Below are 16194 nucleotides of genomic sequence, written 5' to 3'. Positions count from 1 at the left end.
GGCGCAGCGGAGCCCCGCAGTCGCGAACGAAAGGCAGGCGCAGCTCTCATGATCAGGCACCTGCTCTCCGGCGCCGACCTGGACGCCGACACCGCCACCGAGATCCTGGACACCGCCGCCGAGATGGCCACGGTGGCCGGCCGGGAGATCAAGAAGTTGCCCGCGCTGCGCGGCCGTACGGTGGTGAACCTCTTCTACGAGGACTCGACCCGCACCCGGATCTCCTTCGAGGCGGCGGCGAAGCGACTCAGCGCCGATGTGATCAACTTTTCCGCGAAGGGGTCGAGCGTCACCAAGGGCGAGAGCCTGAAGGACACGGCGCTGACCCTGCAGGCCATGGGCGCCGACGCGGTGGTCGTCAGGCACCCGGCCTCCGGAGCGCCGCACCGCCTCGCGAACTGGGTGGACGGGTCGGTGGTCAACGCCGGAGACGGCACCCACGAGCACCCCACCCAGGCGCTGCTCGACGCGTACACCATGCGGTCCCGGCTGGGCCGGCTCGCCGGCCTGTCGGTCGCGGTCGTCGGGGACGTGCTGCACTCCCGGGTGGCCCGCTCCAACGTCCTGCTGCTGTCCACCCTCGGCGCCAAGGTCACCCTGGTCGGCCCGCCCACCCTCATCCCGGTGGACATCGCGGCGGCGCTCGCCCCCGGCACGGACGTCTCCTACGACCTCGACTCGGTGCTGCCGAACGTGGACGTGGTGATGATGCTGCGCGTCCAGCGGGAACGGATGAACGACTCCTACTTCCCCTCCGCGCGCGAGTACGCCCGCCGCTACGGCCTGGACGGCCCGCGCATGCGCCGACTGCCCGAGCACGCGATCGTCATGCACCCCGGCCCGATGAACCGCGGGATGGAGATCACCCCCGAGGTGGCCGACTCACCCCGATCCACAATCGTCGAACAGGTCACCAACGGGGTCTCCGTGCGGATGGCTGTTCTGTACCTGCTGCTCGGAGGGAACAACAGGTGACCGCGTACCTGATCGCCAACGTGAGCGTCGTCGGCGCCGCGCCGACCGACCTGCTGATCCGCGACGGCGTCGTCGCCGAGGTCGGCCCCGACCTGTCCGCGCCGGACGCCACAGTCGTCGACGGCACCGGGCTGGTCGCCCTGCCCGGCCTCGTCGACCTGCACACCCACCTGCGCGAGCCCGGCCGCGAGGACGCCGAGACCGTCGAATCCGGATCCCGCGCGGCGGCGCTTGGCGGCTACACGGCCGTCTGCGCGATGGCGAACACCTCGCCTGTCGCCGACACCGCGGGCGTCGTCGAGCAGGTCTGGCGGCTCGGCCGCGAGGCCGGACTTGTCGACGTGCAGCCGATCGGCGCGGTCACCGTCGGGCTGGCCGGCGAGCGCCTGGCCGAGCTGGGCGCGATGGCCGACTCGGCGGCCAGGGTGCGGATCTTCTCCGACGACGGGCACTGCGTCGCCGACCCGAAGCTGATGCGCCGCGCCCTGGAGTACGTCAAGGCGTTCGACGGGATCATCGCCCAGCACGCCGAGGAGCCCCGGCTCACCGAGGGCGCCCAGATGCACGAGGGTGAGGTCTCCACCCGACTCGGCCTGATCGGCTGGCCGGCCGTCGCCGAGGAGGCGATCATCGCCCGGGACGTGCTGCTCGCCGAGCACGTGGGCAGCCGACTGCACGTCTGCCACGTCTCCACCGCCGGCAGCGTCGAGGTACTGCGCCAGGCGAAGGCCCGTGGGGTACGCGTCACCGCCGAGGTCACCCCGCACCACCTGCTGCTCACCGACGAGCGCGCGCAGACGTACGACCCCGTGTTCAAGGTCAACCCGCCGCTGCGGACGGCGGCGGACATCGCCGCGCTGCGGGCCGCGCTCGCCGACGGGGTGATCGACATCATCGCCACCGACCACGCCCCGCACGCCGTGGAGGACAAGGAGTGCGAGTGGGCGTACGCCCGCCCGGGGATGCTCGGTCTGGAGACCGCCCTGTCCATCGCCCTGGACGTGCTCGGCCCCGAGTGGGACCTGATCGCCGAGCGGATGTCGCGTACCCCCGCCCGGATCGCCGGGCTGACCGGGCACGGCGTCGACCCGGCGCCAGGCGTGCCGGCCAACCTGACACTCATCGACCCGGCCGCCCGCCGCACCATCGAGCCGGCGGAGCTGGCCAGCCGCAGTCGCAACACCCCGTACGCCCGCATGACGCTGCCAGGTCGCATCGTGGCGACCTTCCTGCGCGGCGAGCCGACGGTCCTGGACGGAAAGGCAGTTCGGTGAGCGCGAGGAGTGCAGCGAAGCGGAGCCCCGCAGTCGCGAACGAAAGGCAAGCACAGTGACCCGCAGACGTTCCGCGATCCTCGTTCTCGAGGACGGGCGCACGTTCCCCGGTGAGGCGTACGGCAGTGTCGGTGAGACCTTCGGTGAGGCGGTCTTCAACACCGGCATGACCGGCTACCAGGAGACCCTCACCGACCCGTCCTACCACCGGCAGGTGGTGGTGCAGACCGCGCCGCACATCGGCAACACAGGAGTCAACGGCGAGGACGACGAGTCCGGCCGGATCTGGGTGGCGGGGTACGTCGTGCGCGACCCCGCCCGGATCGGCTCGAACTGGCGGGCCACCGGCTCGCTGGAGGACCGGCTCGCCACCGAGGGTGTGGTGGGCATCAGTGGGGTGGACACCCGGGCGCTGACCCGGCACCTGCGCGAGCGGGGCGCCATGCGGGTCGGCATCTCCAGTGTGGACACCGATCCGCAGAGCCTGCTGGCCCGGGTCCGCCAGTCACCGCAGATGGTCGGCGCGGACCTGTCCGCCGAGGTGACCACCGCCCAGCCGTACGTCGTCGAGGCGGTAGGCGAGCACCGGTTCACCGTGGCGGCGCTCGACCTGGGCATCAAGCGCAACGTGCCGCGCCGGCTCGCCGCGCGCGGGGTGACCACCCACGTCCTGCCTGCCTCGTCGAGCATCGACGACCTGCTCGCCACCGGCGCGGACGCGGTCTTCTTCTCGCCCGGTCCGGGTGACCCGGGGACCGCCGACGGGCCGGTGGCGCTGGCCCGGGAGGTGCTGACCCGGCGGATCCCGCTGTTCGGCATCTGCTTCGGCAGCCAGATCCTCGGCCGGGCGCTGGGCTTCGGCACGTACAAGCTGGGCTACGGCCACCGGGGCATCAACCAGCCGGTGCTCGACCGGGCCACCGGCAAGGTCGAGGTGACCAGCCACAACCACGGCTTCGCGGTGCGGGTGCCCGGTGCGGGTGCCGGCGCGGTCGTCCCCGACCAGGTGATCGACACCGAGTTCGGTGGCGTCCAGGTGTCCCACGTCTGCCTCAATGACAACGTGGTCGAAGGGCTTCGGGCGATCGACGTGCCCGCGTTCACCGTGCAGTACCACCCGGAGGCGGCGGCCGGCCCGCACGACGCGGACTACCTCTTCGACCGTTTCGCCGAACTGATCGAAGGCCTGACCCACAGCAGGGGGCGCAGCAATGCCTAAGCGGACCGATCTCAAGCACATCCTCGTGATCGGCTCCGGGCCGATCGTCATCGGGCAGGCCTGCGAGTTCGACTACTCCGGCACCCAGGCCTGCCGGGTGCTGCGCAGCGAGGGGATCCGGGTCAGCCTGGTCAACTCCAACCCGGCGACGATCATGACGGATCCGGAGTTCGCCGACGCGACCTACGTCGAGCCGATCACCCCGGAGTTCGTGGAGCTGGTCATCGCCAAGGAGCGCCCGGACGCGATCCTCGCGACCCTCGGCGGGCAGACCGCGCTGAACACGGCCGTCGCCCTGCACGAGGGCGGCGTCCTGGAGAAGTACGGCGTCGAGCTGATCGGTGCCAACATCGACGCCATCAACCGGGGCGAGGACCGGCAGCTGTTCAAGGACATCGTCGCCAAGGCCGGGGTTCGCCTCGGTGTACCCAGTCCGGCGAGCCTGGTGCCCCGCTCCCGGGTCTGCCACTCGATGGACGAGGTCGAGGCGACAGTCGCCGAGCTGGGCCTGCCGGTGGTGATCCGGCCGTCGTTCACCATGGGTGGACTGGGCTCCGGCATGGCGCACACCCCTGAGGACCTGGCCCGCATCGCCGGCGACGGCCTGGCCGCCAGCCCGGTGCACGAGGTCCTCATCGAGGAGAGCGTGCTCGGCTGGAAGGAGTACGAACTCGAGCTGATGCGCGACCGGCACGACAACGTCGTGGTGGTCTGCTCGATCGAGAACATCGACCCGATGGGCGTGCACACCGGCGACAGCGTCACCGTGGCCCCCGCCATGACGCTCACCGACCGGGAGTACCAGCGCCTGCGCGACCTGGGCATCGCCGTGCTGCGCGAGGTCGGGGTGGACACCGGCGGCTGCAACATCCAGTTCGCGGTCAACCCGGCCGACGGCCGGATCGTCGTGATCGAGATGAACCCCCGGGTGTCGCGCTCCTCGGCGCTGGCCTCCAAGGCGACAGGCTTCCCGATCGCGAAGATCGCCGCCAAGCTGGCCATCGGCTACACCCTCGACGAGATCCCCAACGACATCACGTTGAAGACCCCTGCGGCGTTCGAGCCGACCCTGGACTACGTGGTGGTGAAGATCCCCCGGTTCGCGTTCGAGAAGTTCCCCGGAGCGGACCCGGAGCTGACCACCACTATGAAGTCGGTCGGCGAGGCCATGAGCCTCGGGCGTAACTTCACCGAGGCGCTGAACAAGGCGATGCGCTCGATGGAAACCCGATCATGTGGTTTCTGGACCACCCCGGACCCGGCGGGCGTCACCCTGGCGGACACCCTCGCCGCGCTGCGCATCCCGCACGACGGCCGGCTGTACACCGTCGAGCGGGCGCTGCGCCTCGGCGCGTCGATCGCCGAGGTCGCCGAGGCGTCCGGCGGGATCGACCCCTGGTTCCTGGACCAGATCGTCGCGTTGATCGAGCTGCGCGCCGAGATCCTGGACGCCCCGGTGCTCGACGCCGACCTGCTGCGCCGGGCCAAGCGGGCCGGCCTGTCCGACCGGCAGCTCGCCGCGCTGCGCCCGGAGCTGGCCGCCGAGGACGGCGTCCGCGCCCTGCGACACCGCCTCGACGTACGCCCGGTCTACAAGACGGTGGACACCTGCGCGGCCGAGTTCGAGGCGACCACCCCGTACCACTACTCGTCGTACGACTCCGAGACCGAGGTCGTGCCGTCGGACCGGCCGAAGGTGCTGATCCTGGGCTCCGGGCCGAACCGGATCGGGCAGGGCATCGAGTTCGACTACTCCTGCGTGCACGCGGTCCAGGCGCTGAGGGCGGCCGGCTACGAGACCGTCATGGTCAACTGCAACCCGGAGACGGTCTCCACCGACTACGACACCGCCGACCGGCTCTACTTCGAGCCGCTGACCTTCGAGGACGTGCTGGAGGCCTGGCACGCGGAGGACTCGTCCGGCCGGGCGGCCGGCGGGCCGGGTGTGGTCGGTGTGGTCGTGCAGCTCGGCGGGCAGACCCCGCTGGGCCTGGCGCAGCGGCTCAAGAACGCCGGCGTACCTGTGGTCGGCACCTCCCCGGAGTCGATCCACCTCGCCGAGGAGCGGGGCGCGTTCGGCGCGGTGCTGGCCCGGGCCGGGCTGCGCGCGCCGGCGCACGGCATGGCCACGTCCTACGACGAGGCCAAGGCGATCGCCGACGAGATCGGCTACCCGGTGCTGGTCCGCCCGTCGTACGTACTGGGCGGTCGGGGCATGGAGATCGTCTACGACGACCCGACGCTGCGCGACTACATCGGCCGGGCCACCGACATCTCCCCGGACCACCCGGTGCTTGTGGACCGGTTCCTCGACGACGCCATCGAGATCGACGTGGACGCGCTCTGCGACGCCGACGGTGAGGTCTACATCGGCGGGGTGATGGAGCACATCGAGGAGGCCGGCATCCACTCCGGCGACTCGTCCTGCGCGCTGCCGCCGATCACCCTCGCCGGCTCGCACCTGGCCGAGGTGCGCCGCTACACCGAGGCCATCGCGCGGGGCGTCGGCGTCCGAGGCCTGCTCAATGTGCAGTACGCGCTCAAGGACGACGTGCTCTACGTCCTGGAGGCCAACCCGCGCGCGTCGCGGACGGTCCCGTTCGTCTCCAAGGCCACGGCGGTGCCGCTGGCCAAGGCGGCGGCCCGGATCGCGCTCGGCGCGAGCATCGCCGAACTGCGCGCCGAGGGCCTGTTGCCGGCGACCGGGGACGGGGGCACGATGCCCGCCGACGCGCCGATCGCGGTCAAGGAGGCGGTGCTGCCGTTCAAGCGCTTCCGTACCCGCGCGGGCAAGGGCATCGACTCGCTGCTCGGGCCGGAGATGAAGTCGACGGGCGAGGTGATGGGCATCGACACCAACTTCGGGCACGCCTTCGCCAAGAGCCAGTCTGCCGCGTACGGGTCGCTGCCGACCGCCGGGAAGATCTTCGTCTCCGTGGCCAACCGGGACAAGCGCGGCATGATCTTCCCGATCAAGCGGCTGGCCGATCTGGGCTTCGAGATCGTGGCGACCACCGGCACGGCCGAGGTGCTGCGCCGGCACGGCATCGCCTGCGAGCAGATCCGCAAGCACTACGAGGCCGGTGAGGGCGACGACGCGGTGTCGCTGATCCTCCGTGGCGATGTGGCGCTGGTGATCAACACGCCGCAGGGTTCGGGTGCCAGTGCCCGCTCCGACGGGTACGAGATCCGCAGCGCGGCAGTCACCGCGGACATCCCGTGCATCACCACGGTCCCCGGCGCGGCCGCGGCCGTGATGGGCGTCGAGGCGCGTATTCGCGGTGACATGCAGGTCCGCCCGTTGCAGGATCTGCACGCCACCCTGCGGGCGGCCCAGTGACAGTGTTCGAGCGGGTGGTGCGGCCCCAGCTGTTCCGCCTCGGCGGCGGGGACGCCGAGGCGGCCCACGAGTGGACGTTGCGGAGGCTTGCCGCGCTCTCCCGGCGTCCGGCGGCGTTGGCGGCCCTGCGGGCCCGTTACGCGGTCCAGGCGCCGCGCACGGTGTTCGGCGTGCGGTTCCCCAACCCGGTGGGGCTGGCCGCCGGCATGGACAAGGACGGCGTGGCACTGCCGGCGTGGCCGGCCCTCGGCTTCGGTTTCGTCGAGGTCGGCACGGTCACCGCGCACGCCCAGCCGGGCAACCCCCGGCCCCGGCTGTTCCGGCTACCGGCCAGCGAGGCGGTGGTCAACCGGATGGGCTTCAACAACGCCGGCGCCGCCGCGCTGGCCGCCCGGCTGGCGGCGCTGCCGCGCCCGCTCGGGGTGCCCCTGGGCATCTCGCTGGGCAAGTCGAAGGTGACTCCGTTGGACGAGGCGGTCGAGGACTACCTGGCCTCGTACCGGGCGCTGCGCGGGCACGGCGACTACTTCGCGGTGAATGTCTCCTCGCCGAACACGCCGGGCCTGCGGTCCCTTCAGGACCGGGCGCACCTGGACGCGCTGCTCGCCGCTCTGGTGGGGGAGAAGCCGGTGCTCGTCAAGATCGCACCGGACCTGACCGACGCGGCCATCGCCGAGCTGCTGGAGGTGTGCCTGGCGCGGGGCGCGGCCGGGGTGATCGCCACCAACACCACACTGGCCCGTGCCGGGCTGGCCACTGTGGACGCCGAACGCGGCGCCGAGGCCGGCGGTCTCTCCGGCCGGCCACTGACCGCACGGGCCCGCGACGTGGTCGCGTTCGTGCACTCCGAGACCGGTGGCCGGCTGCCGATCATCGGGGTCGGCGGGGTGCTGGACCCGGACGACGCGGCGCGGATGTTCGACGCCGGGGCGGCCCTGGTGCAGCTCTACACCGGCTTCATCTACCGGGGTCCGGCCCTGGTGCGGGCAGCCGCCCGCGCGACGGCCACGGCGGCGGCACCGGACCCGGTCGCCGGCCGGTGACCGGACCGGGCCCGGTGCCGGCCCAGCCCGGCGCCGAGCCGGCTCCGCGCCGGGCTGCCCACCCGCTCTGCTGGCCCTTTGCTCTGCTTCACCCCACGCAACGGCCGACGTCCGATATCCGGACACCGGGCGTTGCCTCCGTTGAAGCAGAGCAAAGGCGGAGAAGGAGGGGCCGGACGGGCCGCCTGACGACCGCCGCGCGGCCCGTCCGTTCCTGGAAGGAGTACGTGTGACACCCGAGGAGATCCTGGCCGCCGACCGGGCGCACGTCTGGCACCCGTACGCCGCGCTGCCGCCGGCGAACCCGCCGTACGTGGTGCGCAGCGCCGAGGGCGTGCGACTGCGGCTCGCCGACGGCCGGGAGCTGGTGGACGGGATGTCGTCCTGGTGGGCGGCGATCCACGGGTACCGGCACCCGGTGCTGGACGCGGCGGTCACCGACCAGCTCGGCCGGATGAGCCACGTGATGTTCGGCGGGCTCACCCACGAGCCCGCGGTGCGACTCGCCCGGAACCTGGTCGAGCTGACGCCTGACGGCCTGGAACACGTCTTCCTGGCCGACTCCGGCTCGGTCAGCGTCGAGGTGGCGGTGAAGATGTGCCTGCAGTACCAGCGGGCCGTCGGACGGCCGCAGCGGCGCCGGCTGGCGACCTGGCGGGGCGGCTACCACGGCGACACGTTCCACCCAATGAGCGTCTGCGACCCCGAGGGCGGCATGCACCACCTCTGGGGCGACGTGCTGCCCCGGCAGGTCTTCGCGCCGGTCCCCCCGGGTGGCTTCACCGACCCGCCCGACGAGGCGTACGTGGCGGCGCTCGTGGACACCGTCGAGCGGCACGCCGACGAGGTGGCCGCGGTGATCGTGGAGCCGGTGGTGCAGGGCGCCGGCGGGATGCGCTTTCACCACCCGGGTTACCTGCGCGTCCTGCGCGAGGTGACCCGGGCGCACGGGATCCTGCTGATCTTCGACGAGATCGCCACCGGCTTCGGCCGTACCGGCGAGATGTTCGCCGCCGAGCACGCCGGCGTCACCCCTGACGTGCTGTGCGTGGGCAAGGCGCTCACCGGCGGGTACCTGACCCTCGCCGCGACGCTGTGCACCTCCGAGGTCGCCCGGGGCATCTCCGCGGACGGCGTGCTGGCGCACGGACCCACGTTCATGGGCAACCCCCTTGCGTGCGCGGTGGCCAACGCCTCCATCGGTCTGCTGCGGGCCGGGGACTGGGCGGCGCAGGTCGCGAGGGTGGGCGCCGGTCTACGCGCCGGCCTGGAGCCGCTGCGCGGCGCGCCAGGGGTGGCCGACGTGCGGGTGCTCGGCGCGATCGGCGTGGTCCAGCTCGACCACGAGGTCGACCTCGGCGCGGCCACCACCGCGGCCGTCGAGCGGGGGGTGTGGTTGCGGCCGTTCCGCGACCTGGTCTACACGATGCCGCCGTACGTCACCGACGACGCCGACCTGGCCCGGATCACGTCCGGGGTGGCGGCAGCGGTGGCGGCCGGCTGACGAGAGAGGAAGTACGCGATGGCGACCTTCGGAACCCGGCTGCACCGGGCGGTAACCGAACGGGGACCGCTCTGTGTGGGCATCGACCCGCATCCCGCTCTGCTGGCCCGCTGGGGCCTCGACGACGACGTCCAGGGTCTTGACCGGTTCACCCGGACCGTCGTGGACGCCCTCGGTGACCGGGTTGCGGTGGTCAAGCCTCAGTCGGCCTTTTTCGAACGTTTCGGCTCCCGCGGAGTGGCTGTTCTTGAGTCAACTATCCGACAGTTACGTAATGCCGGCTCGCTCGTTCTGCTGGACGTCAAGCGCGGCGACATCGGCTCGACGGTCCACGCGTACGCCTCCGCGTACCTTGATCCATCCAGCCCGATGTATGTCGACGCGGTCACGGCGAGCCCCTACCTGGGAGTAGGTTCGCTGGCCCCGATGTTCGAGCTGGCCGCCGAGCACGGCGGCGGGGTCTTCGTGCTCGCCCTCACCTCCAACCCCGAGGGAGCCGCCGTGCAGCGCGCCCGCACGGCCGACGGGCGCACCGTCGCGCAGACCGTGATCGACGAGATTTCCCAGCTCAACAAGGGTGCGGAGCCGCTCGGCAGCTTCGGTTTGGTGGTCGGGGCGACCATCGGTGACACCGGTCACGACCTCTCCGGCGTGGGGGGTCCGCTGCTCGCACCGGGGCTCGGCGCGCAGGGTGCCGGGGCGGCCGATCTGCGTACCGTCTTCGGTCCGAGCCTCGCCGCGGTGCTTCCCTCGTACTCCCGGGAAGTGCTCTCGGCGGGCCCCGACGTCGCCGCGCTGCGGGCCGCCGCGGACCGGGTGCTGGGCGAGTGTCGGGCCGTTCTGGCTGCCCGGTGACTGACTGACGGCTCGGTCACTTTGTGGTGATCATCGCGCGCCCACGTTGCCGAAAGCTCCGTTGACCGCTAGTTTTCCCCGCGCTGGGAACCACGGACCCCTTGGTTCACAGCGACACCACGTTTCACAGATGCGGCGGTGCGCCCCGCCCGCCGCGATAGGGACCTGAGGAGAACTGGTGCCGCTCCCGTCACTGACCCCCGAACAGCGCGCTGCCGCGCTCGAGAAGGCCGCGGAGATCCGCAAGGCCCGTGCCGAGCTGAAGGAGCAGCTCAAGCAGGGCAAGACCACCCTTGGTGCCGTCCTCGAGCGCGCCGAGAGCGACGACGTCGTGGGCAAGCTCAAGGTTTCGGCCGTCCTGCAGGCGATGCCGGGCATCGGCAAGATCCGGGCTACCCAGATCATGGAGAAGCTCAAGATCGCTGACAGTCGTCGCCTGCGTGGCCTCGGCGAGCAGCAGCGCAAGGCACTGCTTGGAGAGTTCGCCGCCAACTGAACCTGGCAGCGTGTAGAAACAAGCAGTGAGCACGGATGACGAGGCGCGCCCGGCGGCTCGGCTCACTGTCCTGGCTGGACCTTCGGGTTCCGGCAGGGAGAGTGTCGTCGAGCTCGTCCGGGCGCGTTCTCCGTCCGTGTGGATCCCGGTGCAGGCCACGACCAGGCCGCGCCGGGAGCACGAGGTGGACGGCGTCGACCGGGTGTTCCTCGCCCCGGCCGAGTTCGACCGCCGGGTCGCCGCCGGCGAGCTGCTGGAGTGGTCAAGGGCCGGCCCGCATCGCCGGGGTACGCCGTATCCGCCGCTGCGCGCCCGGCTCGACACCGGGCAGCCGGTGCTGCTCCCGCTCGACCTGCGCGGCGCCCCTCTGATCCGGGCGCGCCTGCCCGACGCCCGGCTGGTGTTGCTGAGCCCGCCCGGGCAACCGCCCGACGCCGCCGTCGCGGCCCGGTTCGACCACGCCCTGACGCACGACCACACCGAGCGGGTCGTCGACGAGCTGGTAGGCTTACTCGGTTCTTCTTATCCGGATCCGGCCTGGTCGCGCGTGCGCGGCTGACCGCCGGCCACCGTTGAGACTCAGCACCGCGTCCGCGCGGCTCGAAAGACGCAGAGGTTAATTCGTGGGATCCATCGCCAACCCCGAAGGCATCACCAACCCGCCGATCGACGAGCTCCTCGAGAAGACGACGTCGAAGTACGCGCTTGTCATCTTCGCCGCCAAGCGGGCGCGCCAGGTCAACGCCTACTACAGCCAGCTCGGTGAGGGCCTGCTCGAGTACGTCGGCCCGCTCGTGGAGACCACCCCCCAGGAGAAGCCCCTCTCCATCGCCATGCGCGAGATCAACGCGGGCCTGCTGACCGCCGAGCCGACCGACCAGCCGTAAGCCCGCAACCGTCGATGTCCGCCTCGATCGTCCTCGGGGTCGGCGGCGGCATCGCCGCCTACAAGGCGTGTGAGCTGCTGCGACTCTTCACCGAGTCGGGCCACCGGGTCCGCGTCGTACCGACCGCGTCGGCGCTCCGCTTCGTCGGAGCGCCGACCTGGGCGGCGCTGTCCGGCCAGCCGGTCGCCGACGACGTCTGGTCCGACGTGCACGAGGTCCCGCACGTGCGCCTCGGCCAGCAGGCCGACCTGGTGGTGGTCGCGCCGACCACCACCGACCTGCTCGCCAAGGCCGCGCACGGGCTCGCCGACGACCTGCTGACCAACACGCTGCTGACCGCCCGCTGCCCGGTGCTGCTGGCCCCGGCCATGCACACCGAGATGTGGGAGCACCCGGCCACGGTGGCGAACGTCGCCACACTGCGCGCCCGCGGGGTCCGGGTCATCGAGCCGGCCGTCGGGCGGCTCACCGGCGCGGACAGCGGCAAGGGCCGGCTGCCCGACCCGGCGGAGATCTTCGCCGTGGCCCGTCGGGTCCTCGCCCGGGGCGCCTTCGCACCCAGCGACGACCTGGCCGGCAGGCGGGTGGTCGTCACCGCCGGTGGCACCCGCGAACCGTTGGACCCGGTCCGCTTCCTCGGCAACCGCTCCTCCGGCAAGCAGGGCTACGCCTTCGCCCGCGCGGCGGTCGCCCGGGGCGCCCGGGTCACCCTGATCGCGGCGAACGTCTCCCTCCCCGACCCCGCGGGGGTCGACCTGGTCCGCGTCGGCTCCACCGCCGAACTGCGCGAGGCGACGGTCAAGGCCGCCGACCAGGCCGACGCGGTGGTGATGGCGGCGGCTCCGGCCGATTTCCGGCCGGCGACGTACGCGCCTGGCAAAATCAAGAAGTCGGACGACGGCGTCGCTCCCACCATCGAACTCGTCACGAACCCGGACATCGCCGCCGAGCTCGGCCAGCGCAAACGATCCGGGCAGGTGCTTGTCGTGTTCGCCGCCGAGACCGGCGACGCCGAGGCCAACGGCCGGGCGAAACTCGCCCGGAAGCGGGCCGACCTCATCGTCGTCAACGAGGTCGGCACGGACAAGGTCTTCGGGGCCGACACCAACACGGTGACGGTCATCGGCGCGGACGGCTCGGTCAGCCGGCTGCCGGAGCAGGCCAAGGAGGACGTCGCCGACACCGTGTGGGACCTCGTCGTGGCGCGGCTGGCCGACCGCTCCTGACGGGTGGAACAGGGCGGAACCGATCCCGACACCTGCCGCAGTCGTGACTAGACTGCCGCGGAACGACATCACACGCTTAGGAGTGCCGTGACACGCCGCCTCTTCACGTCCGAATCGGTCACGGAAGGCCACCCGGACAAGATCGCCGACCAGATCAGCGATGGCATCCTCGACGCCCTGCTCGCCGAGGACCCGCACAGCCGGGTAGCGGTCGAGACCATGATCACCACCGGCCAGGTGCACATCGCCGGCGAGGTGACCACCAAGGCGTACGCCGACATCCCGACGATCGTCCGCCGGACCATCCTCGACATCGGCTACGACTCGTCGAAGAAGGGCTTCGACGGTGCCTCCTGCGGCGTCAGTGTCTCCATCGGCGCCCAGTCCGAGGACATCGCCCAGGGCGTGGACAACGCCTTCGAGCTGCGTACCGGCGCGTCGGAGAGCGCGCTCGACGCGCAGGGCGCCGGCGACCAGGGCATGATGTTCGGCTTCGCCTGCTCGGAGACGCCCGAGCTGATGCCGCTGCCGATCGCCCTCGCGCACCGTCTGGCGCGCCGGCTCGCCGCGGTCCGCAAGGACGGCACGATCCCGTACCTGCGCCCGGACGGCAAGACCCAGGTCACCATCGAGTACGAGGGGCTGCGCCCGGTCCGGCTGAACACCGTTGTCGTGTCCAGCCAGCACGCCGCGGACATCTCCCTGGACTCGCTGCTCACCCCGGACGTGCGTGACCACGTCATCGCCCCGGAGCTGGAGAGCCTCGGTCTGGACACCGACGGCTACCGGCTGCTGGTCAACCCGACCGGGCGGTTCGAGATCGGCGGCCCGATGGGGGACGCGGGCCTCACCGGCCGCAAGATCATCGTCGACACGTACGGCGGGTACGCCCGACACGGCGGCGGCGCGTTCTCCGGCAAGGACCCGTCGAAGGTGGACCGCTCGGCCGCGTACGCGATGCGCTGGGTGGCCAAGAACGTGGTCGCCGCCGGCCTGGCCGAGCGGTGCGAGGCGCAGGTCGCCTACGCCATCGGCAAGGCGCACCCGGTGAGCCTGTTCATCGAGACGTTCGGCACCGAGACGGTGCCCGTCTCCTCGATCGAGAAGGCCGTCGGCGAGGTGTTCGACCTGCGCCCGGCCGCGATCATCCGGGACCTCAACCTGCTCCGCCCCATCTACCAGCAGACCGCCGCGTACGGCCACTTCGGCCGGGAGCTGCCGGACCTGACGTGGGAGAGCACCGACCGGGCCGCCGACCTCAAGTCGGCCGCGGGAGCCTGACCGCCACCAGGCGTAGCGACCGGCGACCCGCGGACGGGTCGCCGGTCGCGCGCGTCTGCGTGGATGTCCCGCTGGCGCACCTGGACCGGCCGTTCGACTACCTGGTGCCTGCCGAGCTGGACGACGTGGCGGTGCCCGGCACCCGGGTGAAGGTGCGCTTCGCGGGGCAGCTCGTCGACGGGTGGCTGCTGTCCCGCGCCGACGACTCCGGGCACACCGGCCGGCTCGCGTACCTGGAGAAGGTGGTCTCCCCGGAACCGGTGCTGGCGCCGGAGATCGCCCGGCTGGCCCGCGTGGTGGCCGACAGGTACGCGGGCAGCCTCGCCGACGTGCTGCGGCTCGCGGTGCCGCCCCGGCACGCCCGGGTGGAGAAGGAGCCCCGCGACGACCAGCCCGGGTCCGTCGCCCCCGCCGAGGAGCCGACCGCCGCCGAGGAGGTCGCTGACCCGGTGGACCCGCGCGGGTGGCGGGACTACCCCACCGGCCCGGCCCTGCTGCGGGCGCTCACCGACGGCCGGGCGCCCCGCGCGGTCTGGTCGGCGTTGCCCGGCGAGGACTGGGCTGCCCGCTACGCCGACGCGGTAGCCGCAACGGTGGCCGGTGGGCGGGGCGCCGTGGTGGTGGTGCCCGACGCCCGCGACCTCGACCGGCTCGACGCCGCGCTCACGGCCGTCCTCGGTCCGGGGCGGCACGTCAGCCTCTCCGCCGCGCTCGGGCCGGCCCGGCGGTACCGGGCGTTCCTCGCCGTCCGGCGCGGGCGGGTGCCTGTGGTGATCGGCACCCGGGCGGCGATGTTCGCCCCGGTGGACCGGCTCGGCCTGGTCGCCGTCTGGGATGACGGCGACGACCTGCACTCCGAGCCCCGCGCGCCCTATCCGCACGCCCGCGACGTCCTGCTCACCCGCGCCCAGCTCGCCGAGGCCGGTGCGCTCGTCGGTGGGTTCGCCCGCACCGCCGAGGCGCAGCTGCTGCTGGAGACCGGCTGGGCCCGGGAGGTCGTGGCGGACCGGGCGACGGTGCGCGCCCGGGTTCCGGCCATCGCGCCGACCGGCGACGACCCCCAGCTGGCCCGTGACCCGGGCGCGGCGACCGCCCGGCTGCCCAGCCTGGCCTGGACGGCCGCCCGGGACGCCGTCCGGGCGGACCTGCCGGTGCTGGTGCAGGTGCCCCGGCGCGGCTACCTGCCGTCGATCTCGTGCGCCGACTGCCGTACCCCGGCGCGCTGCGCGCACTGTGCCGGCCCGCTGGCGCTGCCCTCGGCCGGCGGTACCCCGGCCTGCCGCTGGTGCGCCCGGGTGGCCGCCGCGTACGCCTGCCCGGAGTGCGGTGGACGGCGGCTGCGGGCGGCGGTGACAGGCGCGCGGCGGACGGCCGAGGAGTTGGGGCGGGCGTTCCCCGGCGTGCCGGTGCGCACCTCGGGGCGGGAGGAGGTGCTCACCGAGGTGCCCGGCGGGGCGGCCCTGGTGGTGGCCACCCCGGGCGCGGAGCCGGTCGCCGATGGCGGGTACGGCGCGGTACTGCTGCTCGACTCGTGGGCGTTGCTGACCCGGGCCGACCTGCGGGCCGGTGAGGAGGCGCTGCGGCGCTGGCTGGCCGCGGCGGCGCTGGCCCGGCCGGCCCCGGCGGGCCGGGTGGTGGTGGTCGCCGACGGCGCGTTGGCCCCGGTGCAGGCGCTGCTGCGCTGGGACGCGGCCTGGTTCGCCGGCCGGGAGCTGGCCGAGCGCCGGGAGTTGGGCTTCCCCCCGGCGGTGCGGATGGCGAGCGTCACAGGCCCGGCGGAGGCCGTGGCCGACCTGCTCGCCGCCGCCCGGCTGCCCGTCGACGCCGAGGTGCTCGGGCCGGTGCCCGCCGACGAGGGCCGGGAGCGGATGCTCGTCCGGGTGCCCCGGGCCCGGGCCGCCGCGCTGGCCGAGGCGCTGCACTCGGCCGCCGGGGCGCGGGCCGCCCGCAAGGCCGCCGATCCGGTCCGCCTCCAGGTCGATCCGCTGAGCCTGTTCTGACCGGTCCGGCCGCCGCCGGCGGCCCCCGACCTGCTCGGCGGGGGTGGCGCCCGCACACCGCGTCCGGCTGAGCGCCGCCGCTCGGGTGGTAGCA

At 72.8% G+C, this 16194-nt stretch carries 13 protein-coding genes; all 13 read left to right on the top strand.

Annotated elements, in window-relative coordinates:
* Window positions 1-48 precede the first annotated feature (48 nt).
* The 13 genes from ACZ6N8_RS11025 to ACZ6N8_RS10965 all read left to right on the top strand — a co-directional run bounded on the left by ACZ6N8_RS11025 (window position 49) and on the right by ACZ6N8_RS10965 (window position 16100).
* A complete protein-coding gene (locus tag ACZ6N8_RS11025) occupies window positions 49-975 on the top strand; it encodes an aspartate carbamoyltransferase catalytic subunit (protein WP_466009253.1) in 927 nt (308 codons plus the stop codon).
* A complete protein-coding gene (locus tag ACZ6N8_RS11020) occupies window positions 972-2249 on the top strand; it encodes a dihydroorotase (RefSeq protein ID WP_466009252.1) in 1278 nt (425 codons plus the stop codon). The genes ACZ6N8_RS11025 and ACZ6N8_RS11020 overlap by 4 nt, the downstream gene beginning before the upstream one ends.
* A 55-nt stretch (window positions 2250-2304) precedes the next feature.
* Window positions 2305-3468: a glutamine-hydrolyzing carbamoyl-phosphate synthase small subunit gene (gene carA, locus ACZ6N8_RS11015; protein WP_466009251.1), complete on the top strand. Its 1164-nt coding sequence runs from the start codon at window positions 2305-2307 to the stop codon at window positions 3466-3468.
* On the top strand, window positions 3461-6808 hold the full coding sequence (carB, locus tag ACZ6N8_RS11010; protein WP_466009250.1) for a carbamoyl-phosphate synthase large subunit: 3348 nt from the start codon (window positions 3461-3463) through the stop codon (window positions 6806-6808). The genes carA and carB overlap by 8 nt, the downstream gene beginning before the upstream one ends.
* Window positions 6805-7851, top strand: coding sequence for a quinone-dependent dihydroorotate dehydrogenase (locus ACZ6N8_RS11005; RefSeq protein ID WP_466009249.1), 1047 nt, complete (start codon window positions 6805-6807; stop codon window positions 7849-7851). Before carB ends, ACZ6N8_RS11005 begins: the two co-directional genes overlap by 4 nt.
* Window positions 7852-8080: 229 nt before the next feature.
* Complete coding sequence (locus ACZ6N8_RS11000; RefSeq protein WP_466009248.1) at window positions 8081-9355, top strand: adenosylmethionine--8-amino-7-oxononanoate transaminase; 1275 nt, start codon at window positions 8081-8083, stop codon at window positions 9353-9355.
* A gap of 18 nt (window positions 9356-9373) precedes the next feature.
* On the top strand, window positions 9374-10210 hold the full coding sequence (gene pyrF, locus ACZ6N8_RS10995) for an orotidine-5'-phosphate decarboxylase (RefSeq protein ID WP_466009247.1): 837 nt from the start codon (window positions 9374-9376) through the stop codon (window positions 10208-10210).
* Window positions 10211-10388: 178 nt separating this feature from the next.
* Window positions 10389-10706, top strand: coding sequence for an integration host factor, actinobacterial type (mihF, locus tag ACZ6N8_RS10990; protein ID WP_007458370.1), 318 nt, complete (start codon window positions 10389-10391; stop codon window positions 10704-10706).
* A gap of 25 nt (window positions 10707-10731) precedes the next feature.
* Window positions 10732-11265 (top strand): nucleoside/nucleotide kinase family protein, encoded by a 534-nt coding sequence (locus tag ACZ6N8_RS10985; RefSeq protein ID WP_466009246.1) that lies wholly within the window; start codon window positions 10732-10734, stop codon window positions 11263-11265.
* Window positions 11266-11329: 64 nt separating this feature from the next.
* A complete protein-coding gene (gene rpoZ, locus ACZ6N8_RS10980) occupies window positions 11330-11593 on the top strand; it encodes a DNA-directed RNA polymerase subunit omega (RefSeq protein ID WP_007075826.1) in 264 nt (87 codons plus the stop codon).
* 14 nt (window positions 11594-11607) lie between these two features.
* Window positions 11608-12819, top strand: a complete 1212-nt coding sequence (coaBC, locus tag ACZ6N8_RS10975; RefSeq protein ID WP_466009244.1) for a bifunctional phosphopantothenoylcysteine decarboxylase/phosphopantothenate--cysteine ligase CoaBC — start codon at window positions 11608-11610, stop codon at window positions 12817-12819.
* Between the two features lie 87 nt (window positions 12820-12906).
* Window positions 12907-14100, top strand: coding sequence for a methionine adenosyltransferase (gene metK, locus ACZ6N8_RS10970; protein ID WP_387123486.1), 1194 nt, complete (start codon window positions 12907-12909; stop codon window positions 14098-14100).
* A complete protein-coding gene (locus ACZ6N8_RS10965) occupies window positions 14097-16100 on the top strand; it encodes a primosomal protein N' (RefSeq protein WP_466009812.1) in 2004 nt (667 codons plus the stop codon). Before metK ends, ACZ6N8_RS10965 begins: the two co-directional genes overlap by 4 nt.
* Window positions 16101-16194: the final 94 nt, after the last annotated feature.

The sequence above is a fragment of the Micromonospora sp. NPDC047521 genome, assembly GCF_055587305.1.
Note: the sequence above shows the minus strand (reverse complement) of the source record. Positions and strands in the feature narration are given on the sequence as shown.

Excerpts from the sequence above, each read along its gene's own strand:
- ACZ6N8_RS11025 (WP_466009253.1), top strand. The coding sequence starts at position 49 with ATGATCAGGCACCTGCTCTCCGGCGCCGACCTGGACGCCGACACCGCC.
- carB (WP_466009250.1), top strand. The coding sequence starts at position 3,461 with ATGCCTAAGCGGACCGATCTCAAGCACATCCTCGTGATCGGCTCCGGG.
- pyrF (WP_466009247.1), top strand. The coding sequence starts at position 9,374 with ATGGCGACCTTCGGAACCCGGCTGCACCGGGCGGTAACCGAACGGGGA.
- coaBC (WP_466009244.1), top strand. The coding sequence starts at position 11,608 with ATGTCCGCCTCGATCGTCCTCGGGGTCGGCGGCGGCATCGCCGCCTAC.